18 protein-coding genes and 1 tRNA gene are annotated in these 21,178 nt (G+C 66.5%); 8 read left to right on the forward strand and 11 right to left on the reverse strand.

Annotation, left to right across the window (positions count from 1 at the left end):
• Positions 1–10: 10 nt before the first annotated feature.
• Together ATF69_RS05860 and ATF69_RS05865 are read right to left on the reverse strand one after the other, a co-directional pair.
• Positions 11–3,283 carry an acetyl-CoA carboxylase family protein gene (locus tag ATF69_RS05860; protein ID WP_146870725.1) on the reverse strand — a complete coding sequence of 1,091 codons (3,273 nt, stop codon included), beginning with the start codon at positions 3,281–3,283 and terminating at the stop codon, positions 11–13.
• 87 nt (positions 3,284–3,370) lie between these two features.
• On the reverse strand, positions 3,371–4,981 hold the full coding sequence (locus ATF69_RS05865) for an AMP-binding protein (protein WP_146870190.1): 1,611 nt from the start codon (positions 4,979–4,981) through the stop codon (positions 3,371–3,373).
• A 155-nt stretch (positions 4,982–5,136) separates the two neighbouring features.
• On the opposite strand from ATF69_RS05865, the gene ATF69_RS05870 reads away from it, so the two are divergent.
• The 3 genes from ATF69_RS05870 to ltaE all read left to right on the forward strand — a co-directional run bounded on the left by ATF69_RS05870 (position 5,137) and on the right by ltaE (position 8,268).
• Positions 5,137–5,787 (forward strand): TetR/AcrR family transcriptional regulator, encoded by a 651-nt coding sequence (locus tag ATF69_RS05870; protein ID WP_146870191.1) that lies wholly within the window; start codon positions 5,137–5,139, stop codon positions 5,785–5,787.
• A gap of 53 nt (positions 5,788–5,840) precedes the next feature.
• Positions 5,841–7,088: a branched-chain amino acid ABC transporter substrate-binding protein gene (locus tag ATF69_RS05875; protein ID WP_146870192.1), complete on the forward strand. Its 1,248-nt coding sequence runs from the start codon at positions 5,841–5,843 to the stop codon at positions 7,086–7,088.
• Positions 7,089–7,197: 109 nt separating this feature from the next.
• Positions 7,198–8,268: a low-specificity L-threonine aldolase gene (gene ltaE, locus ATF69_RS05880; protein ID WP_056745815.1), complete on the forward strand. Its 1,071-nt coding sequence runs from the start codon at positions 7,198–7,200 to the stop codon at positions 8,266–8,268.
• Between the two features lie 6 nt (positions 8,269–8,274).
• On the opposite strand, the gene ATF69_RS05885 is transcribed toward ltaE, so the two are convergent.
• Positions 8,275–8,994 (reverse strand): YggS family pyridoxal phosphate-dependent enzyme, encoded by a 720-nt coding sequence (locus ATF69_RS05885; RefSeq protein ID WP_146870193.1) that lies wholly within the window; start codon positions 8,992–8,994, stop codon positions 8,275–8,277.
• A gap of 37 nt (positions 8,995–9,031) precedes the next feature.
• Here ATF69_RS05885 and ATF69_RS05890 point away from each other — a divergent pair, with 37 nt between their 5' ends.
• The 4 genes from ATF69_RS05890 (at position 9,032) to ATF69_RS05905 (ending at position 12,987) form a co-directional block, all read left to right on the forward strand.
• Entirely contained in the window at positions 9,032–10,075 is a 1,044-nt protein-coding gene (locus tag ATF69_RS05890; RefSeq protein ID WP_015012257.1) for a type IV pilus twitching motility protein PilT, read from the forward strand.
• Positions 10,076–10,142: 67 nt separating this feature from the next.
• Positions 10,143–10,778, forward strand: coding sequence for a Crp/Fnr family transcriptional regulator (locus tag ATF69_RS05895; RefSeq protein ID WP_015012256.1), 636 nt, complete (start codon positions 10,143–10,145; stop codon positions 10,776–10,778).
• 58 nt (positions 10,779–10,836) lie between these two features.
• Positions 10,837–11,973, forward strand: coding sequence for a PilT/PilU family type 4a pilus ATPase (locus ATF69_RS05900; RefSeq protein ID WP_056059906.1), 1,137 nt, complete (start codon positions 10,837–10,839; stop codon positions 11,971–11,973).
• A 99-nt stretch (positions 11,974–12,072) separates the two neighbouring features.
• Positions 12,073–12,987 carry an NAD(P)-dependent oxidoreductase gene (locus ATF69_RS05905; protein WP_146870194.1) on the forward strand — a complete coding sequence of 305 codons (915 nt, stop codon included), beginning with the start codon at positions 12,073–12,075 and terminating at the stop codon, positions 12,985–12,987.
• Positions 12,988–13,191: 204 nt separating this feature from the next.
• Here the strand turns inward: ATF69_RS05905 and ATF69_RS05910 are convergent, their stop codons facing one another.
• The 3 genes from ATF69_RS05910 to ATF69_RS05920 form a co-directional block, all read right to left on the reverse strand.
• Complete coding sequence (locus tag ATF69_RS05910; RefSeq protein WP_056745822.1) at positions 13,192–13,857, reverse strand: BON domain-containing protein; 666 nt, start codon at positions 13,855–13,857, stop codon at positions 13,192–13,194.
• Positions 13,854–14,453 carry an SIS domain-containing protein gene (locus tag ATF69_RS05915; protein ID WP_056059914.1) on the reverse strand — a complete coding sequence of 200 codons (600 nt, stop codon included), beginning with the start codon at positions 14,451–14,453 and terminating at the stop codon, positions 13,854–13,856. The genes ATF69_RS05910 and ATF69_RS05915 overlap by 4 nt, the downstream gene beginning before the upstream one ends.
• Before the next feature lie 90 nt (positions 14,454–14,543).
• Positions 14,544–14,954: a YraN family protein gene (locus ATF69_RS05920; RefSeq protein ID WP_121941767.1), complete on the reverse strand. Its 411-nt coding sequence runs from the start codon at positions 14,952–14,954 to the stop codon at positions 14,544–14,546.
• On the opposite strand from ATF69_RS05920, the gene rsmI reads away from it, so the two are divergent.
• Positions 14,954–15,883 carry a 16S rRNA (cytidine(1402)-2'-O)-methyltransferase gene (rsmI, locus tag ATF69_RS05925; protein ID WP_146870195.1) on the forward strand — a complete coding sequence of 310 codons (930 nt, stop codon included), beginning with the start codon at positions 14,954–14,956 and terminating at the stop codon, positions 15,881–15,883. The two genes, ATF69_RS05920 and rsmI, sit on opposite strands and share 1 nt — an antisense overlap.
• A 101-nt stretch (positions 15,884–15,984) precedes the next feature.
• Here rsmI and ATF69_RS05930 read toward each other — a convergent pair whose 3' ends face one another.
• From ATF69_RS05930 to ATF69_RS05950, 5 genes are all read right to left on the reverse strand, one after another.
• Complete coding sequence (locus tag ATF69_RS05930) at positions 15,985–17,238, reverse strand: Hsp70 family protein (RefSeq protein ID WP_056059922.1); 1,254 nt, start codon at positions 17,236–17,238, stop codon at positions 15,985–15,987.
• A 169-nt stretch (positions 17,239–17,407) separates the two neighbouring features.
• Positions 17,408–17,483, reverse strand: a tRNA-Phe gene (locus ATF69_RS05935).
• 60 nt (positions 17,484–17,543) lie between these two features.
• A complete protein-coding gene (locus ATF69_RS05940) occupies positions 17,544–18,227 on the reverse strand; it encodes a response regulator (protein ID WP_060986598.1) in 684 nt (227 codons plus the stop codon).
• Positions 18,228–18,269: 42 nt separating this feature from the next.
• Complete coding sequence (locus ATF69_RS05945; RefSeq protein ID WP_108498075.1) at positions 18,270–20,564, reverse strand: sensor histidine kinase; 2,295 nt, start codon at positions 20,562–20,564, stop codon at positions 18,270–18,272.
• Positions 20,561–21,172 (reverse strand): DUF4390 domain-containing protein, encoded by a 612-nt coding sequence (locus ATF69_RS05950; protein ID WP_056059932.1) that lies wholly within the window; start codon positions 21,170–21,172, stop codon positions 20,561–20,563. The genes ATF69_RS05945 and ATF69_RS05950 overlap by 4 nt, the downstream gene beginning before the upstream one ends.
• Between the last annotated feature and the right edge of the window lie 6 nt (positions 21,173–21,178).

Raw genomic sequence — 21,178 nt, forward strand, 5'->3', positions numbered from 1 at the left:
AGCCCCCGCCTCACCAGGTGTCCACAAACCGGTGCCCCAGCGGCGCCAACTGCGCCGATGCCAACCCGCGCGCCAGCCACGCCCGCGTGTCCGCCGGGTCGATCACCGCGTCGATCTCCAGCGTGGCGGCCATGTGCATCGCCTCGCCGTTGGCGTACGACTTGGCCAGCAGCTTGGCAAACAGCGCGTCGCGCTCGGCGCCCTCGGGCAGCGCCTCGAGCTCCTTGCGAAAGCCCAGGCGCACGGCGCCTTCGAGCCCCATGGCGCCGAACTCGCCCGTGGGCCAGGCGACAGTGAACACGGGCGCATGGAAGCCCCCGGCCGTCATGCCCATGGCGCCCAGGCCGTAACCCTTGCGCAGCACCACGCTGAAGGTGGGTACGCGCAGGCTGGCTGCGGTGACGAACAGGCGGCTCACGTGGCGCACCTGGGCCGTGGCTTCGACCTCGGGGCCGACCATGAAGCCGGGCGTGTCCACCAGGCTCACGATGGGCAGACCATGCGCGTTGCACAGCTGCATGAAGCGCGCGCCTTTGTCGGCCGCATCGGCGTCGATGGCGCCACCCAGGTGCTGCGGGTTGTTGGCCAGCAGGCCCACTGGGCGGCCTTCGATGCGCGCGAGTGCGGTGTGGATGCCCGCACCAAAGCCGGTGCGCAGCAGCAGCAGGCTGCCGTCGTCCACCAGGCCCGCCATCGCCGTGCGGGTGTCGTACACGCGCAGGCGGTTCTCGGGCACCACGGCGCGCAGCAGGCGTTGGTCGGGTGCAGACCACTGCGATGTGCGGCCCTGGAAGAACGACAGGTAGTGGCGCGCGGCCTGCACCGCCCCGGCCTCGTCATCGACCAGCACGTCGATCACGCCGTTGGCATGCTGCACGCGGCTCGGTCCGATCTGCTCTGGCTTGAAGATGCCCAGACCACCACCTTCGATCATGGCCGGGCCGCCCATGCCGATGTTGCTGCCGCGCGTGGCGATGATCACGTCGCTGCAGCCCAGCAGCGCCGCGTTGCCCGCAAAGCAGCGGCCGGCGGCGATGCCGATCACCGGCAACTGGCCCGACAGCGCCGCGTAGCTGGCAAAGGTGTGCACATGCAGCCCCGCCACCACGGGCATGTCGGTGTCGCCCGGGCGGCCTCCGCCGCCTTCGGCGAACAGCACCACGGGCAGCTTCTGCGCCAGCGCGATGCCGAGCATGCGGTCGGTCTTGGCGTGGTTGCGTGCGCCCTGGGTGCCCGCGAGCACGGTGGCGTCGTACGACATGACCACGGCGCGGGATTTCTCGTCGCCAAACAGAGCGCCATTGATGCCGCCAATGCCCGTGACCATGCCGTCGGCGGGCGTGTTGGCAATCAGGTCTTCCTTGCTGCGACGGCGCGTTTGCGCGGCGATGGCGAGAGCACCATATTCGATGAAGCTGCCTTCGTCGCACAGGTCGGCAATGTTCTCGCGCGCGGAGCGGCCGCCTTGCGCGTGGCGCTTGGCCATGGCCTCGGGGCGCGCGGCGTCGAGCGTGAAGGCGTGGCGGTCGATCACGCGTTGCAGGTCGGCGCGGATGTGGTCCGGGTCATGTACCGTACCGCCCTGCACTTCGACATCGGCCCCCTCATCCACCGCGTCCAGCACCAGCAGCGGCTGCCCCTGCGCGACGTAGCCACCGGCCACGGCCAGCAGCGCGCCCACGCGGCCTGCGTGCGGGGCCAGCAGCACATGCTCCATCTTCATGGCTTCAAGCACGGCCAGCTCGGCGCCGGCGGCGACCACGTCGCCCTCGGCCACGCTCAGCTGCACCAGGCGGGCGGGCATGGGGGCCAGCACTGCGCCGTCAGGGGTGTCAGAGGCAATATGTGGGTCATTTTGCCCTGTAGCGCTAGTCGAATCTGCCTTGATAGCTATATTTTTAGCAGCAACCAGAAGCTCTGGCAGCACCGACTCCAGCCAGCGCGTGTGCACCTGCTGGCTCTCCATTTCGGGCCGTGTTGCCAGCGCCTGCAGCAGCGCGAGGTTGGTGGCCACACCGTCGATGCGGCACTCGGCCAGCGCGCGCTGCGAGCGGCGCAGCGCATCGGCAAAACGCGGGCTGCGCGTGTGCACGATGAGCTTGGCCAGCAGCGTGTCGTAGTGCGGCGACGGCGTGGCGCCTGCTGCGCCGTGCGTGTCCACGCGCACGCCTGGGCCTGCGGGCAGGTCAAAGTGGCTGAGCGTGCCGCTGCCGGGGGTGGCGTTGCCCTGTGCGTCCAGCGTCTCGGCGTTGATGCGCCACTGCACGGCAAAGCCCAACACCGCAGGCGGTGCGGCAGGGTCGAGGCCGATGTCCTGCAACGTGCGGCCCGTGGCCAGCGCAATCTGCGCCTGCACCAGGTCCACGCCGGTGACCTCTTCGGTGATGGTGTGCTCCACCTGCAGGCGCGGGTTGCATTCGATGAACACAAACGGCAGGTCGTTCGAGGCCAGGTCCACCAGAAACTCGAACGTGCCCAGGCCCTCGTAGGCCACGACCCGCGCCATCGACAAGGCAGCGGTGGTGATCCGCTCGCGCAGCGCTGCGGGCAGCGAAGGACTGGGCGCGATCTCCACCACCTTCTGAAAGCGCCGCTGCAGCGTGCACTCGCGCTCGCCCAGCGCGATCACCTCGCGCCCGTCGCCCAGCACCTGCACCTCGATGTGGCGGGCGTTGCCCATCAGGCGCTCCACGTACACGCCGTCCACACCAAAGGCGGCCTGCGCCTCGCTGCGGCAGCGCGCGTAGGCCGCAGGCAAGTCATCGGCCGACGCCACCGCGCGCATGCCACGCCCACCGCCGCCGCCGATGGCCTTGATGACGATGCCTGCATGGGCGTGCTGCGCGAAGAAGGCCTGCGCCTCCTGCAGCGTCACCGCCGTCTGCGTGCCGGGCATGAGCGGCACGCCCTGCTGCTGCGCCAGCGCACGGGCCTGCGCCTTGTCGCCGAACAACGCGAGCTGCGCAGGCGTGGGGCCGATGAAGCGCAGCCCCGCTTCGTCGCAGGCCCCGGCAAAGTCGGCCCGCTCGCTCAAGAAGCCGTAGCCCGGGTGCACGGCATCGCAGCCCTGCGCCTTCGCAATGGCGATGAGGCGCGCACCGTCCAGGTACGCCGCCGGGCCGGTGGCGCCCAGTGCCACGGCCGCACTGGCTGCGTGCACATGGGGGCTGGCGGCGTCATCGTCGGCATACACGGCCACGCTGGCAATGCCGAGGTCGTGCAGGGCGCGCACAGTGCGCAGTGCGATTTCGCCCCGATTGGCAACCAGCACTTTGGTGAACAGAACAGAAGATGGCATGGGGCAGTCGCTCTATTTTTTATAGCTGCCAGCGCATATTCATCAGGCGCCAGCAGCCGATTTCTCGTCAGATCACGCAATATCCCGCAGCAGGCGGCGCAGCACCTTGCCCGCGCCCGTGGCGGGCAGCGCGTCGATGAAACGCACCTCGCGGGGAGCCTTGTAGGGCGCCATGTTCTCGCGGCACCAGGCCACCAGGCCGGCGGCGTCCACCTCCTGGCCAGACTTCTTGACGATGAAGGCGCGCACCACCTCGCCCTTTTCCGCATCGGGCACGCCAATCACGGCGGCCTGGGCCACGGCGGGGTGCTTGATGAGCAGGGTCTCGACCTCTTCGGGAAACACGCTGTAGCCCGACACCTTGATCATTTCCTTGAAACGGCCGATGAAGGTGACATAGCCGTCCGCATCGATCTTGCCCATGTCGCCGGTGTAGACCCAGCCATCCCGCAGCGTCTTGGCCGTGGCCTCGGGCTTGTTCCAGTAGCCCTTGAAGTTGCCGGGGCCGTGGATGGTGATCTCGCCCACCTCGCCGGTGGGCAGCGGCGCGCCAGTGTCGGGGTCGACGATGCGGATGGTGTTGCCCGGCACGGGCTTGCCCTGAGTGCCCCAGCGGATGGCGTCCACCGGCATGGCGGTGTCCACGGTGTGCGTTTCGGACAGCCCGTAGGCCGCCTCGTGGGAGATGCAGTTCGGCGCGAACTGCTGCCACTGCAGGGCCAGCGCCTCGGTGAAGGTGATGCCGAAGCTGGTGACTGGGTTGCGGCGCAGCGCGCTCCAGTCCATCTCGCGTGCGCCGGGCACCTGCATAAGCGCGCCATTCATGGGCGCGATGCTGTACCACCAGGTCACGCGGTGGCGCTCCAGCGCCTGGGCCACACCCAGCGGGTCAAAACGGTACAGCAGCACGGCCGTGGCGCCGGTGTAGACCGGCAGGTTCACGCCCATCACCATGCCGGCAATGTGGTACAGCGGCGCCACCGCCAGCAGCGTTTCGTGCGGTGTCATGCCATTGCAGTCCGCCGATGCAGCGGTCTTGAACGTGGCATTGCCGTAGCTCAGCATCGCGCCCTTCGGCAACCCGGTGGTGCCCGAGGTGTAGGTCATGAGCGAGATTTCATCCATCGACAAGGCCACGGGCGCAGGCCGCGCACCGGTGCGGGTGGCGGCCAGGAAGTCTTCGCAGCCCGCAGGCACCGGCACCATGGCGGCGCGCATGGCCAGCAGCTCGGCGGGTACGTCGATGCTGGGCGAGCCCTCGGGCAGCAGCTCGGCATAACGCACCACAAACACCTGCTGCAGCGCGGTCTTGGCGCGCACCTTGTCCACCACGGGCAGCAGCACATCGGCCGCGACGATCACGCGCGCCTGCAGGTCGGTGAGCTGGTATTCCAGCTCATGCTCCTTGTTTAGCGGCCCGCAAGGGCAGACGATGGCGCCGATCTTCTGGATGCCGTAGTGCGCCATCACGTACTGCGGGCAGTTGTTCATGAACAGTGCCACGGGCTCGCCCTTGGCCACACCCAGCGCCTGCAGGCGCGCGGCAAATGCATCACTGGCCGCATCAAGCTGCGCCCACGTTAGGGGCTGGCCGTACCAGAGGTAGGCGATGTGGTCGGGCGTTTCGCGCGCGTGGTGGCGCAGGTGTTCGTGCAGCGGCAGCTGCGGTGCGGCAGAAGGCATGGCGTTGTCTCCGAGGTGTCTGGAATCGCTGGTTCTTGGCGGCCACTCAGGGTTTTCTCTGAGCACCCTCACCCGCCAGCGTCTTGCCAATATATACCGCTCGGTAGAACAATGCTACCCATGGGTATAACTCCAACGTCGCGCAAAGGACACCGATGAACCAGCAGCCCCACGTGCAGGCCAGCGGCCGCCAGAAGGCCGCCACGGCCGGGTCGGACGAGAAGCGCGAACGCATCTTGCGCGCGGCCGAGGCGCTGTTCGATGCGCAGGGCTACGCCAACACCACCATTGAGCAGATCGTGCAGCAGCTGGGCGTGACCAAGCCCTTTGTGTACTACTACTTTCGCAACAAGCAGGAGATCTTCGAGACGCTGTCGTGGGCGCCTGCCGTGGCGTGTTTCACTGCGATGGACTTTGCGGCGGACGATGACCGGCCTGCCCATGTGAAGGTGACGGAAGGCATCGAGCGGCTGATCCGCGCCACGCTGGAGCACCACCCCTCGGCCTTCTTCCCGTACCGCGAGCCGCAGGTGTACCGGCCCGAGTACCTGGCGGCGCAAAAGGATTTGGCGAACCACTTCTACGACCGGCTGTGTGCACTGCTCGAACAGGGCCGCCAGGACGGCATGTTCGAGTTCAACGACACCAAGATCACCGCCCTGGCCGCCTGCAGCCTGCCCGGCTTTCTCTACAACTGGTACCGCCCTGACGGCCGCCTGTCGCAAGACGAGGTGGCGCAGGAGCTGGCGCAGCTGGCCTGGCGTGTGCTGGGGCTGCGGCGAATCCGCAAGCGCAACTCAGCCTGACGCGCACCGCAGCCCCCCTACACCAAGCACAACAACCACCGGAGACAAAACCCATGAAAACCGTGTTCCTCACCCCCCTGGCCGCTGCGGCGGCCCTGCTGATCGGTACAGCCGCCAGCGCGCAGGAGACCTTCAAGGTCGCCTACATCGATCCGCTGTCGGGCCCGTTCGCCAATGTGGGCGAGCTGATGCTCACCCACACGCAGTACGCCATCGAGGACATCAACGCCAAGGGCGGCGTGCTCAAGGGCACCAAGCTGCAGCTGCTGCAGTTCGACAGCAAGCTCTCGGCGCAAGAGAGCCAGAGCGCGCTGCAGGCCGCCATTGACCAGGGAGCCAAGGCCATCGTGACGGGCGGCTCGGGCTCCTCCGTGGTCACGGCGCTGGTGCAGGCGGCAGCGCGCCACAACCAGCGCAACCCGGGCAAGGAGATCCTGGTGCTGAACCACTCCTCCATCGACCCCGAGCTGACGGGCAAGGCGTGCAACTTCTGGCACTTCCAGTTCGAGGCCAACACGGCCATGAAGATGAAGGCGATTGCCAACTACATCAAGAAGCAGCCGGACATCAAAAAGGTGTACCTGCTGAACCAGGACTACGCGCACGGCAAGCAGTGGGCGCACTATGGCCGCGAGATGGTGGGCCTGGCGCGGCCCGACATCCAGTTTGTGGGCGAGGCGCTGCACCCCATCGGCCGCGTGAAGGACTTTGCGCCCTACCTCGCCAAGGTCAAGAGCACGGAGGCCGACTCGGTCATCACCGGTAACTGGGGGCAGGACATGACGCTGCTGCTCAAGGCGGCGGGCGATGCGGGCTACAACCTGCGCTACTTCAACCACAGCGCGGGCTCCATCCCCGGCACGGTGCTGGCGGTATCGCAGGCCAAGCAAGGCCAGTTGACCTGGGTGGCCGAATGGCACCCCGGCCAGGCCGACACCCCCAAGGTGGATGCGCTGGCCAAGACCTACAAGACCAAGACGGGCAAGGACTTTCTCGCGCCACGCATCGAGATGACGCCGCGCTTCCTCGCCGCCGCCATCAACAAGGCCCAGTCCACCGACCCGGTGAAGGTGGCCCGCGCGCTGGAAGACCTGACCATCGATTCGGTGGTGGGCCCGGTGCGCATGCGCGGCGAAGACCACCAGCTGCTGCTGCCCCAGGTGGTCAACACCATCGCGCCGGTGGACGGCAAGGCCGTGAAGGTGGGCTGGGAAGGCACCAACTATGGCTTTCGCACCGATGCGGCCTACACCGGCAATGAAATAGCCCAAGGCACCGAGTGCAAGATGACGCGGCCTTGATGCCACGGCGCCGAAGGGCGCCGAAATCCCCACAGCGGCAACCGCCACAGGCCGCCGCTACCATGGCCGGTCATTGCATTCATTGACCCGACCCACAAGGACCGCGCCCATGCCCGACTTTCGCAGCGACACCGTCACCCAGCCCACGCCCGCCATGCGCGAGGCCATGTTCAAGGCCCCGCTGGGCGACGATGTGTTTGCCGACGACCCCTCGGTGAACGCACTGCAGGACCATGCCGCCGAGCTGCTGGGTTTCGAGGCTGCGCTGTTCGCCCCCTCAGGCACGCAGACCAACCTGATCGCACTGTGGGGCCACTGCCAGCGCGGCGACGAGGCCATCGTGGGCCAGAGCTGGCACACCTATCGCTGGGAGGCAGGCGGCATGGCCGTGCTGGGCTCCATCCAGCCCCAGCCGGTCGAGACCCAGCCTGACGGCACCCTGCGCGTGGCCGACATCGCGGCAGCCATCAAACCGGACGACCCGCACTTTGCGCGCACCCGCCTGGTGGTGCTGGAGAACACGACCGGCGGCCAGGTGCTGCCGCCCGCCTACATCGCCGAGGTGGCCCAACTGGCGCGCAGCCGGGGGTTGGCGATGCACCTGGACGGCGCACGCATGTTCAACGCTGCCACGGCCAATGCCGCGCGCAACGGCACCGATGTGTATGCGGAAGCGCGCGCGCTGTGCAGCCACTTTGATTCCGCATCGCTGTGCCTGAGCAAGGGCCTGGGCGCGCCCGTGGGCTCGCTGGTGCTGGGCTCGCGCGACTTCATCCGGCAGGCGCGCCGCACCCGCAAGATCCTGGGCGGTGGCATGCGGCAGGCAGGTGTCCTGGCGGCTGCCGGCCACTACGCGCTGCAGCACCATGTGCGGCGCCTGGCGGAAGACCACGCCCGCCTGGACCGTCTGGCCCAAGGCCTGGCCGAAGCCAACCGCAGCCACCCTATGCTGCAGGGCAAGCTCACCGTGCTGCCATGGCAGACCAACATCCTGTTCACCGACCTGCATGCGGAGGTTGCGCCCGCCTTCACCGCCTGGCTGGCGCAGCATGGCGTGCGCGTGACCAGCAGCCTGTATGGCGGCGCCACCCGGCTGCGCTGGGTGACGCACCTGGATGTGAGCGAGGCGGATGTGACAGCGGCGCTGGACTGCGTGGCGCGCTTCACGCTGCCGGGCTGAACCCGCTCAGGCGGCGGGATAGGTCCGTCCACCAAACACGCCGGTGCCCACGCGCACCAGCGTGCTGCCTGCCTGAATGGCGGCCTCCAGATCGGCCGTCATGCCCAGGGACAGGGTGTCAAACTGCCCCAGGCCTGGCTCTCCCACTGCCGATATCTCGTCAAATAGCCTTCTGGCGCTAGTGTGGATTGCCAATTGCGCTTCAAATTCAGGAGCATGGTCCGGAATGCTCATGAGTCCTCGCACCACCAGCCGTGGCAGTTTTGCGACAGCGCGCACCAGGTCCAGGGCTTCGGACGGGGCCACGCCCGACTTGGTGGGCCCACCGTCGATGTTGACCTGGATACATACCTGCAGCGGCGGCAGGTGATCGGGCCGCTGGGCCGACAGGCGCTCGGCGATCTTGAGCCGGTCCACCGTGTGCACCCAGTCAAAGTGCTCGGCCACCAGGCGGGTCTTGTTGCTCTGGATAGGGCCAATGCAGTGCCACTGCAGCGCCACGCCGGGCAAGGCAGCCCGCACGGCGGCAATCTTGTCCACGCCCTCCTGGATGTAGTTCTCGCCAAAGGCGCGCTGGCCTGCTGCCACCGCCTCCAACACTGCATCGGCGCCAAAGGTCTTGGAAACGGCCAGCAGGCCCACCTGGCCCGGGTCGCGCCCGGCAGTCCGGCACGCCTGGGCGATCCGGCCCATAACCTGTTGGAGGTTGTTAGCAATCGTGGTCATAATGTTTGGCAAGCGTACCAAACGATAGAGGGACTCCGTGGACATTACCCAATTGCTCGCGTTCAGCGTGAAGAACAAGGCCTCCGACCTGCACCTCTCCGCCGGTCTGCCGCCCATGATCCGGGTCCACGGCGACGTGCGGCGTATCAACGTCGATGCGCTGGACCACAAGACGGTGCATGCCATGGTGTACGACATCATGAGCGACGCGCAGCGCAAGACGTATGAAGAGTTCCTGGAGGTGGACTTTTCCTTCGAGATCGAAGGCCTGGCCCGCTTCCGCGTCAACGCCTTCAACCAGAACCGGGGCGCGGCCGCCGTGTTCCGGACGATTCCGAGCAAGATCCTGACGCTGGAACAGCTCAACGCCCCCAAGATCTTCGGCGACCTGGCCTTGAAGCCACGGGGCCTGGTGCTGGTGACCGGCCCCACGGGCTCGGGCAAGTCCACCACGCTGGCCGCCATGGTCAACTACCTCAACGAATCCGAATACGGCCACATCCTCACGGTGGAAGACCCGATCGAATTCGTGCACGAGTCCAAGAAGTGCCTGATCAACCAGCGTGAAGTCGGCCCGATGACGCTGTCCTTCGCGGCGGCACTGAAGTCCGCACTGCGCGAAGACCCGGACGCCATTCTGGTGGGCGAAATGCGCGACCTGGAAACCATCCGCCTGGCCATGACGGCTGCTGAAACGGGCCACTTGGTGTTCGGTACGCTGCACACCTCGAGCGCCGCCAAGACCATCGACCGGATCATCGACGTGTTCCCCGCCGAAGAAAAGGAAATGGTCCGTGCGATGTTGTCCGAATCGCTGCAGGCCGTGATCTCGCAAACGCTGTGCAAGACCAAGGACGGCTCCGGCCGCGTGGCTGCGCACGAGATCATGCTGGGCACCAGCGCCATCCGCAACCTGATCCGCGAGGCCAAGGTGGCGCAGATGTACTCCACCATCCAGACCAGCAACAGCGTGGGCATGCAGACGCTGGACCAGAACCTGACCGACCTCGTGCGCCGCAACATCATCAGTCCGGCCGAAGCACGCAGCAAGGCCAAGATCCCCGAGAACTTCCCCGGCTGAGCCCCCGACAGCACACCCCCATGAACGACTTTGCGGCCCCTGCAGGCGCCGCATACCGGAGCGCGATATGAAAGGCATTTTGAGCCTTCTGAAAATGAAAGCCCGCAGCGGCAAGCCATCGGACGACCACACGGATTCCGTGCTGTTTTCCACCGCGTTTGCGGGCCAGGGTGTGGACGACTCCATGCTGGTGCCCTGGGAGGCACGCGCCGTGGAAGTGGGCGCCAAGCGCCTGCCTACCAGCCGGGGCGGCAAACTGCTGCAAGGCCTGTGGGCCAAGGACAAGTACATGGCGCACCTGGACAAGGACGCCGTGGAGCGCATGGAGCGCTTTTTTGAATTTGCGGCCGTCCCGTCCAATCGCGACGTGATTCGCCAGGATGAGTACGGCAACTTCATGGTGGTGCTGCTCACCGGCACCATCGCCGTGGACCGCGTGCAGCCTTGGGGCGAACAATTGCGTCTGGCCGAGACACGCCCTGGGGACATCCTGGGCGAGATGTCGCTGCTGGACAGCGGCATCCGCTTTTCGGCCTGCACCACACTCACCGACTGCGAGATCGCCGTGCTCTCCGCCGAGGCCATGGACGACATGATGACCAAGGATCCGCAACTGGCCGCCAGCCTGATTGCCCTGCTGGCGCGCAAGCTGTCGCTGCGCCTGCGCGTGGTGAGCGCACGCCTGAGCGACAACCAGAAATGATGCACCTATCCACGACACAAGATCGTCCGGCAGACGACCACCCCCGGGAGAACTTCTGATGGAACGCGATCAGGCCAGTAAATTCATCAATGACCTGCTCAAGCTGATGGTGAGCCGCAACGGCAGCGACTTGTTCATCACGGCAGAGTTTCCACCCGCCATCAAGGTCGATGGCAAGGTGACCAAGGTGTCGCCGCAACCCCTCACGTCCAACCACACGCTCACGCTGGCGCGCGCGATCATGAGCGACAAGCAGGTGGCGGACTTCGAGCGCACCAAGGAGTGCAACTTCGCCATCTCGCCCGCTGGCATCGGGCGCTTCCGCGTCAACGCTTTCATCCAGCAGGGCAAGGTCGGCATGGTGCTGCGGACCATTCCACTCACGCTGCCCACCATCGACGGCCTGGGTGTGCCGCAGGTGCTCAAGGAAGTGACGATGACCAAACGCGGCCTGTGCATCCTGGTGGGTGCCACGGGCTCGGGCAAGTCCACCACGCTGGCCGCCATGGTGGACTGGCGCAACGAGAACTCGTTCGGCCACATCATCACGGTGGAGGACCCCATCGAATTTGTGCACCCACACAAGAACTGCGTGGTGACGCAGCGTGAAGTGGGCCTGGATACCGACAGCTGGGAAGCAGCGCTGAAGAACACGCTGCGGCAGGCGCCCGACGTGATCCTGATGGGCGAAATCCGCGATCGCGAGACCATGGAACATGCGGTGGCGTTTGCCGAAACCGGGCACTTGTGCCTGGCCACGCTGCACGCCAACAGCGCCAACCAGGCGCTGGACCGGATCATCAACTTCTTTCCCGAAGAGCGCCGTGCCCAGTTGTTGATGGACCTGTCGCTCAACCTGCGCGCCATGGTGTCGCAGCGCCTGATCCCCAAGCAGGACGGCAAGGGCCGCGCCGCAGCGGTGGAGGTGATGCTCAACACCCCGCTGATCTCCGACCTGATCTTCAAGGGCGAGGTCTCCGAGATCAAGGAGATCATGAAGAAGAGCCGCAACCTGGGCATGCAGACCTTCGACCAGGCGCTGTTCGATGCCTACGAGGCCAATGTCATCAGCTACGAAGACGCGCTGCGCAATGCCGACTCGCTCAACGACTTGCGCCTGCAGATCAAGCTCAACAGCCAGCGCGCCAAGTCACCCGACCTGGCTCAGGGCACCGAGCATTTTGCGATCGTTTGACCCCAGAGCCAGGTCCACACGCCTTCGCACCGCTTCACCCGCCCTCCTGGGCGGGTTTTCGTTTTCACGCATACTTTTGCATCATCTTGCCGTCACACCATGCCAAGCACTAACCCCCGCAACTACGACACCACCCCCTCCCGCAAAGTCGCCTTTCTGGGCCTGGGCGTGATGGGCTATCCCATGGCAGGCCACCTGGCGCTGGCTGGTCATGAAGTCACTGTGTACAACCGGACCGCTACCAAATCCGTAGCGTGGTGCGCAGAGTATGCGGGCACCAAGGCCCCCCAGCATGCAGCCACGCCCCGCGAGGCGGCGGCAAGCGCCGACATCGTGTTCTGCTGTGTGGGCAATGACGATGACCTGCGCTCGGTCACCCTGGGTGCGGACGGTGCCTTCGCAGGCATGAAGCCCGGCGCGATTTTTGTGGACCACACCACGGCCTCGGCCGAGGTGGCCCGCGAGCTGTATGCGGCCGCCCAGGCGCTCGGCCTGCAGTTTGTGGATGCGCCCGTGTCCGGCGGCCAAGCCGGCGCTCAGAACGGCCTGCTGACCGTGATGTGCGGCGGCGATGCAGCAGCCTTCGAGGCTGCTCAGCCCGTGGCCATGGCGTTCTCGCGCGCCTTCACGCTGCTGGGTGCCAGCGGCTCGGGCCAGTTGGCCAAGATGGTCAACCAGATCTGCATCGCCGGGCTGGTGCAGGCCCTGTCGGAAGCCGTGGCGTTTGGCCAGAACGCCGGGCTGGACATGAAGCAGGTGCTGGAAGTGATCGGCAAGGGCGCTGCCCAGAGCTGGCAGATGGACAACCGTGGCAAGACCATGGTGGACGGCAAGTTCGACTTTGGTTTTGCCGTGGACTGGATGCGCAAGGACCTGGGACTGGTGCTGGACGAAGCCAAGCGCAACGGATCACGCGTGCCGGTGACGGCACTGGTGGACCAGTTCTATGCCGATGTGCAGAAGATGGGCGGCAACCGCTGGGATACGTCCAGCCTGATTCAGCGCTTGAAGTAACCCCCTCAGCCGCCTGCGGTGTCTACCCTGACAAAGGGCAGACCCGGCGGTCGGGCAAAGCAGGCGTCGTCGCAGCCTCACCCCCGGGCGCAACGCCGGCGACGTGTGGCAGCGTTGCGGAGCCCCAGCGCTGCGCTGCAAGAAAAATGTCCCAGACCACGCGCTGCGGTGTGGGACATTGACCCTCCGGTCTGAACCCCGTCCTCAGCCGCCGGCCGGCTTGGTGTCCGTGGTAACCGGCGCAGGTTGCGGCGCGATGCGGCGCAGCTCTTCCTCCGAAACGATCTCGAACACACGCACCACCTTGCGCACGTCACTCACGCCCCGGGCGATGTCCGTGGCACGGTTGGCCTCGCGCTGCGAGACACGGCCCATCAGATAGACGGTGTTGCGCTCGGTCACCACCTTGAAGGAATTGGCCGAGATGTCCTGCGCGTCCACCAGGCTCGCACGCACCTTGCCGGTGATGAAGGTGTCCGTGGACCGCTGGCTCAGGGTGGAGCTGGGCATCACGGCCAGATCGTTGACCACGGAGCGCACGTTCTCCACCTGCGACACCATCTGCTCCACCGCCTGGCGGTCCTGGGCTGTGGCGACTTCACCGGTCAGCAGGGCCTGGCGGTTGTAGCTGGTCACATTGACATGGGCCCGGTCGCCCAGGGCTTCGCGGATGCGGTTGGCCGCGCGCAGCTCAATGCCTTCGTCTTCGATCTGGGTGCCGGCCGTGCGGCGGTCCACCGCCATCACGCCGCCGACCACAGCGCCGCCCACGATCAGGGGCGCGCAGGCCGATAGTGCAGCGGCCAGCGTGGCAGCAGCCAGGGCAGTGCCCACCACGCGGCGGGTGCGATTCAGGGTTGTCGGGTTCATAGTGGGATCTCCTGTTCACCAAGTAACTGTGCGTCCACGCCGTCGCTGATGCAGTGCAGTACCAGCGTATGGACTTCGCGCACGCGTGCCGCACGGTCATGGGGCACGCTGATCAAGACGTCGGTCTCCCGCAGCATGGCGGCCAGTTTGCCGCCGGTGCGGCCCGCCAACACCACCACGGTCATGTCGCGCTCGTGCGCGGCCTCGGCGGCAGCCAGCAGGTTGGGGTCGTTGCCGTGCACCGTCAGGGCCAGCAGCACATCGCCCGCCTGGCCCAGGGCGCGCACCTGGCGCGCAAACTGCTGGGTGGCATCGTTGCTTCCCGCAGCCGCCGTGAGCAGGGTGTTGTCGGATGTGAGCGCCAGCGCGGCCAGCTCGGGACGTTCGCGTTCAAAGCCCGCCACGCAAAAGGCGGCAAACTGCTGCGCTTCGGCGGCGGACGGGCCGTTGCCACAGGCCAGCACCTTGCCGCCGCTGGTCACGCAGGCCAGCACCGCCTGTACGGCAGCGGCAATGGGGTGGCTCAGGGTCTGCGCGGCCTGGTACTTCAGGTCGGCGCTGTCAATGAAATGCTGTTGGATGCGTTGCTCAAGCATGAGGGCCCGATGATACCCGCCGCGTGTTACAGCTTTTGTAGCAAAGGGTAGCCACCCGCATTGCGCTGGCGACCGGTACGGCGCCCGCCGCTACTGCGCATCGAACGCCGCCTTGAGCCACTGCACCCCCTCCTCCACCAGCACCACGTCAAAACGGCAGGGCGGTGGCGACGGCAAGCGCATCAGGTAGTGCCGTGCGGCAAAGATGATGCGCTGCTGCTTGGTCGCGCTGATGCTGGCACCGGCGCCGCCAAAGCCGCCATGCGCGCGGCTACGCACCTCCACAAACACCAGGGTGCCATCCCGGTCACGCATCACCAGATCAATCTCGCCCCCGCCGCGTCCGGGCGTCCGATAATTGCGTACCGCCAGTTGCAGTCCCGCTGCCTGCAGATGGGCCAATGCCTGGTCCTCGGCAGCGTTGCCCCGCTCACGCGTGGTGGCTTTTTTGGCAGCCCCCGGGGTGGCAAGGGCCGGTGGTCTTTTTCCAAGGAAATTCATTGAGCGCATCTTTCGCTTCAGCCCAGGGCGCGGCGCACGACGCCGCCGCTGCGCAGCATTATCCGCAGGGCGCGCTGTACGTGGTGGCCACGCCCATCGGCAACCTGGCCGACATCACCTTGCGCGCACTGCATGTGCTGCAACTGGCCGACACGGTGGCCTGCGAAGACACGCGCCATACGCAGTCGATGCTGCGCGCCTACGGCATCGACAAGGGCGCCAGCCAGCTGCTGGCTGTGCACCAGCACAACGAGGCCGAAGCCGCGCAGAACGTGGTGCACCGGCTGCAGCAGGGCCAGCGCGTGGCCTATGTGAGCGACGCAGGCACCCCCGGCGTGAGCGACCCCGGCGCACGTCTGGTGGCTGCCGTGCAGGCGGCGGGCCTGCGTGCCGTGCCACTGCCGGGCGCCAGCAGCATCACCACCGCATTGAGCGTGGCCGGTGCCGTGGCCCACAGCACCGAACACGGCGGCTTTGTGTTTGCAGGATTCCTGCCCGTCAAGAACGCGGAGCGTGCCAACGTGATCGCCCAGCAACTGGCCCAGGAGCCCCGGTGCGTGGTGCTGCTCGAAGCGCCCCACCGCATCGGCGAGCTGGCCCAGGCCCTGGCCGTATTGGGCGAGCGCCCCGTCACCCTGGCGCGCGAGCTGACCAAACAGTTTGAAGAAGTCACCACCCAGCCCGCGCGGGCGCTGACGGCGTGGCTGGATGGGTCGCCCCAGCGCTCGCGCGGCGAATTCGTGGTGCTGCTGCACCCGGTCCCTGTGGTCAGCGACGCGGGCGACAGCCACCGCGTGCTGCGCCTGTTGCTGGCCGAGCTGCCCCTGAAGACCGCCGTGCGCCTGGCCGCCGAGATCACGGGCGCGTCACGCAACGTGCTGTACGACACCGCGCTGGAGTGGAAGCGCGAGGATGGCGTACAGGACTGACTCCAGGTGCTCCCGGGCCGTGTTTGCGATGTTTTCGGGCGGTAGCGCTAGTGCAATATGCCGCACAAGCTATCCAATTAATAGCAAACTGGATGGCATGACTACCGCGAAACCGCCAGGCCCGCAGCCACCCCGCCGAACAGATCACCCTCCACTTGCGGAGTTGCCGGGAAGGCCGTGCGCAGTGCCTGGCGCAGGGGCCGCAATGCCGACGAGCCCCCAGTCAGGTAGATCGCATCCACACCCCCATCGCCCAGTCCCGCCATCTGCAGGCAGTCGCGCGCGCAGGCCACCACCTGTTCCAGCGGCTGCGCCAGGGACTGCGCCAATCCGGGCGGCGTGATGGCGGCGCCGAGCCCAGCCTCGACCCAGTCCAGCGGCATGGGCGCCTCGGCATCGGCCAGAGAAGCCGCGATCTTGGCCTGCTCCACCGTGTTGGCCAGGCGGTGGCCCAGCCGCTCGTTCAACACCCGAATCAGCCGGGCATGCAGCGCGGCATCGGCATAGTCGGTGCGCAGGTTCTGCGCATCACGCAGTGCGCGCGGCGAATACAGCCACTGGATCAGGTGCCAGGTCGAGAGGTCGAAAAACACGCGGCTGGGCACCTCGCGCCCCGACGGACCAATGTGGCGAAAGCCCAGCAGCGGCATGAGCAGGTCCAGGCTGAGGCGCCGGTCAAAGTCCGTGCCGCCGATGTGCACGCCAGTGGTGGCCAGCACATCGCTGCTGCGGTCCGCGCGGGCCATGCGCTCGGGGCCCAGGCGCACCACCGTGAAGTCCGATGTACCGCCGCCAATGTCCACCACCAGCACCAGCGACTCCCGGTCGATGCGCTGCTCGTAGTCCAGCGCGGCCGCAATGGGCTCGAACTGGAAGCTCACGTTCTCGAACCCTGCAGACAGCGCGGCCTGGCGCAGCGCGTCCTCGGCCTGCTGATCCCGCTCGGCATCGCCGTCCACAAAATGCACCGGCCGCCCCATCACCACCCGCCCGGGCATGCCACCGAGTTCGTCGCGGGCCTTCTGCGCCAGCATCCGCAAGAAGAGGCCGATGATGTCCTGGTAGCTGACCAGCTGGTTGTGCACTGCAGTCTTGTCCTGCAGCAGCGCACTGCCCAGCAGGCTCTTGAGCGAGCGCATCAGCCGCCCTTCCGTGCCCGCGAGGTACTGCGCCACCGCATCGCGCCCAAAGTGCGTGCGCTGGTCTTCGGCGTTGAAGAACAGCGCCGTGGGCAGCGTGTGTGCATCCCCCTCCAGCGCCACCATTCGCGACAGGCCCGCGCCCTGCCGCACCGCCATCGCGGAGTTGGAAGTGCCGAAGTCGATACCAAGGGTGGTGTCCTGCAGAAGGGGCATGGGGAACGTGGGGAGAAACAACAAGGAACGCAATGCGCGGTACGGGCAGCAACCAGCACCAAGGCAACGCAGGATTTCGACATGCGCACCTGCCCAGCTGGGTGTGGCCCTGCTTCGGCGGTACGAAATTGAAAAAGCCCTTGATTCTTGCAAATCAAGGGCTTTTGTTTGGTGGCCTGGGGCGGAATCGAACCACCGACACAAGGATTTTCAATCCTCTGCTCTACCGACTGAGCTACCGGGCCTGAGCCTCAAATTATAGCCAGAAAAATCAGCGCTTCCGGCAAAAGGCACAAATTAATTGATCAGCCGCGCTTGCCGCGCCCCAGATCCACGCCCAGCTGGCGCAGCTTGCGGTACAGGTGGGTGCGCTCCAGACCCGTCTTTTCGGCCACGCGCGTCATGGAGCCGCCTTCGCGGGCCAGGTGAAACTCGAAGTAGGCTTTCTCGAAACCATCGCGCGCTTCGCGCAGGGGACGATCCAGGTCAAACCCCTGGTGGGCGTGGGGGCCGGGGTCCACCCCCGCCATCACCGCAGAAACGGCAGGCAGCTGCGAGAACGTCGGATCGGCCGGAGCGGCAGCGGGTGCGGACACGGCAGCCACGGGTGCAGCCTGGTGGGCCGCGTTGCGGGCCAGGCCCTGCTCCACGGCCTTGAGCAGCTTTTGCAGGGTGATGGGTTTTTCGAGGAACGAGAAAGCGCCGATGCGCGTGGCCTCCACCGCCGTGTCGATGGTGGCGTGGCCGCTCATCATGATGACCGGCATGGTGAGCACGCCCGCCGTCGCCCACTCTTTGAGCAACGAGACGCCGTCGGTGTCGGGCATCCAGATGTCCAGCAGCACCAGGTCATAGCTGTTGCCTGCCCGGGCGGCTCGGGCCTGGGTCGCATTTTCTGCGAGGTCTACGCTGTGACCTTCGTCGTTCAGGATTTCCGACAGCAGATCACGAATGCCGAGCTCATCGTCGACCACCAGAATGTTTGCCATGTGTGTTGAAGCGCCTTGGGGAGGTACTGCGGGGCGGTGTTGTTATGACGCCACCGCTGGTTCAGGGGCGAATGATAACGACACTTGGGCGCCGCGCACCACGCCTTCTTCGGTGCGGTTGGACAGTTCGATGCGCGCTCCGTGCTCATCTGCGATCTTTTTGACGACGGCCAAACCCAGGCCGGTGCCGCGCGGTTTGGTGGTGACATAGGGTTCGAAAGCGCGCTGCAGGATGTGGGACGGAAAGCCCCCGCCGCTGTCCGATACCGTGAGCCGCACACGGCGTGACGATTCGCTCCAGCGGGTGCTGATGCGCACCGGCGGCACGGGCTCGGAGGCCCCGGCGCGGGCCTGCTCGGTCGAGTCCTGGGCGTTCTGCAGCAGGTTGTGTACGACCTGGCGCAACTGCTGCGCATCGCCCGCAATCCAGGGGCAGCGCGGGTCCAGCTCGGCTTCTACAGGCACGGTGGCGTTTTCTGCCCCATACAAATGGAGCACGTCGGCGACCAGGGCATTGAGGTCCAGCGCATGCAGTTCGGCGGCAGGCAAGCGCGCGTAATCGCGGAACTCGTTGACCAGTCGCTTCATCGCATCGACCTGGTCCACGATGGTCTTGACGGACTTGGCGAGGATGGCTTGTTCAGGGTCCGGCAGCTTGCCCGACAGCTTCATTTCAAGGCGCTCGGCCGACAGCTGGATGGGGGTCAGCGGGTTCTTGATTTCGTGCGCCAGCCGGCGCGCTACCTCGCCCCAGGCCTGCGCACGCTGGGCCGAAACGATTTCCGAAATGTCGTCAAAAACCAACAGTCGGGTGGCATCGGGCAGCTCTGCGCCACGCGCAACTAGGCTCGTGGCGTGTTGTCCGGCGCCGCCTGAGGAGGCATGCAGCTCGAACGGCTGCTGCCAATGGTCCAGGCCATGGCGTTCATGGTCCCCCAAAAACGCATCGAAATGGCCCTGGACCGAAGCGGCAAACTCCGCGAGGCCCGGCACTTCGGACAGCGGCCGCCCCTCATAAGCGGCCATGGGAGCGCGCAGGATGCGGGTGGCGCCCGGGTTGGACGAACGGATCAGTCCCTGCGCATCCAGCACGATGACACCCGCCGTAAGGTTGTCCAGAATGGTCTGCAGGTTGGCGCGGGAGGCATCGACCTCGCCCATGCTCTGCTCCACCGCCTGGCGCGCGTCTGCCAGTTGCTGGGTCATGAGCGCGAACGAGCGCGTCAGCCCACCCAACTCATCTTTGCTTTGCAGCGCGGCCTTGGGACTCAGATTGCCCGCAGCCACCTCGCGCACCCCCTCTGCAAGCACCAACAAAGGCCGCGCCAGCTGGTTGCCCAGCAGCACCGCCAGTAGCACAGCGCCGAACACCGCCAGGAACAGACTCAGCGTGAGCGTGCCCACATACATGCGCCGCAGCCCGCCCCGGGCCAGCGCACGCTCCTGGTATTCACGATTGGCCTCCTGCACGGCGATGGCGTTGGCCACCAAGGCTGGCGGTAGGGGCAAGGTGGCCTGCAGATAGCGCGGCTCCATCAACAGGCCCACGCTGGGGCTGCTGACCAAGGCCAGCACCTTGACCCGCGCGTTCTGCGCCGCAGCCGGGTCGGCAATGTCGTCCAGCCCTTCGATCTGCGCCGTGGCGCGCTGCTGGCGCGCCGTGCGCAGCAAGGCAGCGCCGGGCCGCTCGGGGTTGAGGCTGAACCGCGACTGCCCCGCGCTGGCCACCGCCTGACCGGACGCGTTCCAGAGCACCACGTCGGTCGCGCCGAGCTGGTCGCGAATACGCTCCAGCACCAGGCCTGCAGCGGCGTCGGGCACCTGGGCCACCTGGGCGCTGGCATTGCGGGTCTTGGCGGCCATGTCCGTGGCCAGCGAGTCCAGCGACACGCGGGCCAGGTTGACGCCCGCAGACAGAGCTCCCTCCACCTTCACGTCGAACCAGCTTTCGATGGAGCGCGTGACGAACTGGTAGGACACCACATAGATCAGCAACCCCGGCATGAGCCCCACCAGCGCAAAAATGGCTGCGAGTTTGACCAGCAGGCGGCTGCCAAAACGCCCCTTGCGCAGGCGCAAGCCCAATCGCACCGCCACCCAGCCCAGCACCAGCAGCAGTAGCAGCGCCACAAATACGTTGACGCCGAAGAGCCAGGCGTAGTTGCGCTCGTACAGCACGCGGTTGTTGGTGGCCAGCGTCAGCAAGAACAGCAGTACCAGACCGATGGCCGACATGATGGCGGCACCCACGCCCACGGCCCAGCGCACTGCGCGGGACTGGCGGGCGGTGGCGTGGGTCGATGCCGAAACGCCGGTGGATGGGGGGGACGTGCTCACTTGGCTGGCTCTGCGCCCAGGCGCTGGCTGCGGGAGACCAGCAGGTTCCAGCCCGACCGGCCGACCGCGCCGATCTGGAAAGGACGGGGCAGCTGGGACATATCGAGGCGGAAGCGGAAGTTCACCGTATGCACGGCATCGGACTCGATCACATCGCGTTCGGCGATCTTCCAACGTGAAAAACGCTGAATCGACGACAAGGCATCGGCGTAATTGTCAAAATTCTGACCCAGCACCACGCCCAGCCCGCTGTTGGTGAAAGGCGTGGAGGAGATGTTGAGACGCCAACGGCGGGTGAGCGGCTGGTAGCTCAGGCGGAAGTACCGGGTGGTCTCGGCCACCTGCCGGTCGGACCAGTACCAGCGGTCGCGCAGCACCTGGGCGTCGGCCACGAAGAACATGGGAATGCCTTTTTGCAAGGCGTCTTCGGCCAGCTCGGGCAGTTCAAATTGCAGGTTGGCACTCAGGTACAGACCGTCGTCCCCGCGTTCGAGGCGCAGGTCACCCACCTCGGAGGAGGCCGCCTGTGCCGCTACGGCCTGCGGCACCCAGCAGAGCACCGTCCCCCAAAACAGCACAAACCATGCGCACACCAGCCACCAGCGCATGCTCCG

The sequence above is a fragment of the Acidovorax delafieldii genome, assembly GCF_007993815.1.
GTDB classification, from domain to species: Bacteria; Pseudomonadota; Gammaproteobacteria; order Burkholderiales; family Burkholderiaceae_C; genus Acidovorax; species Acidovorax delafieldii.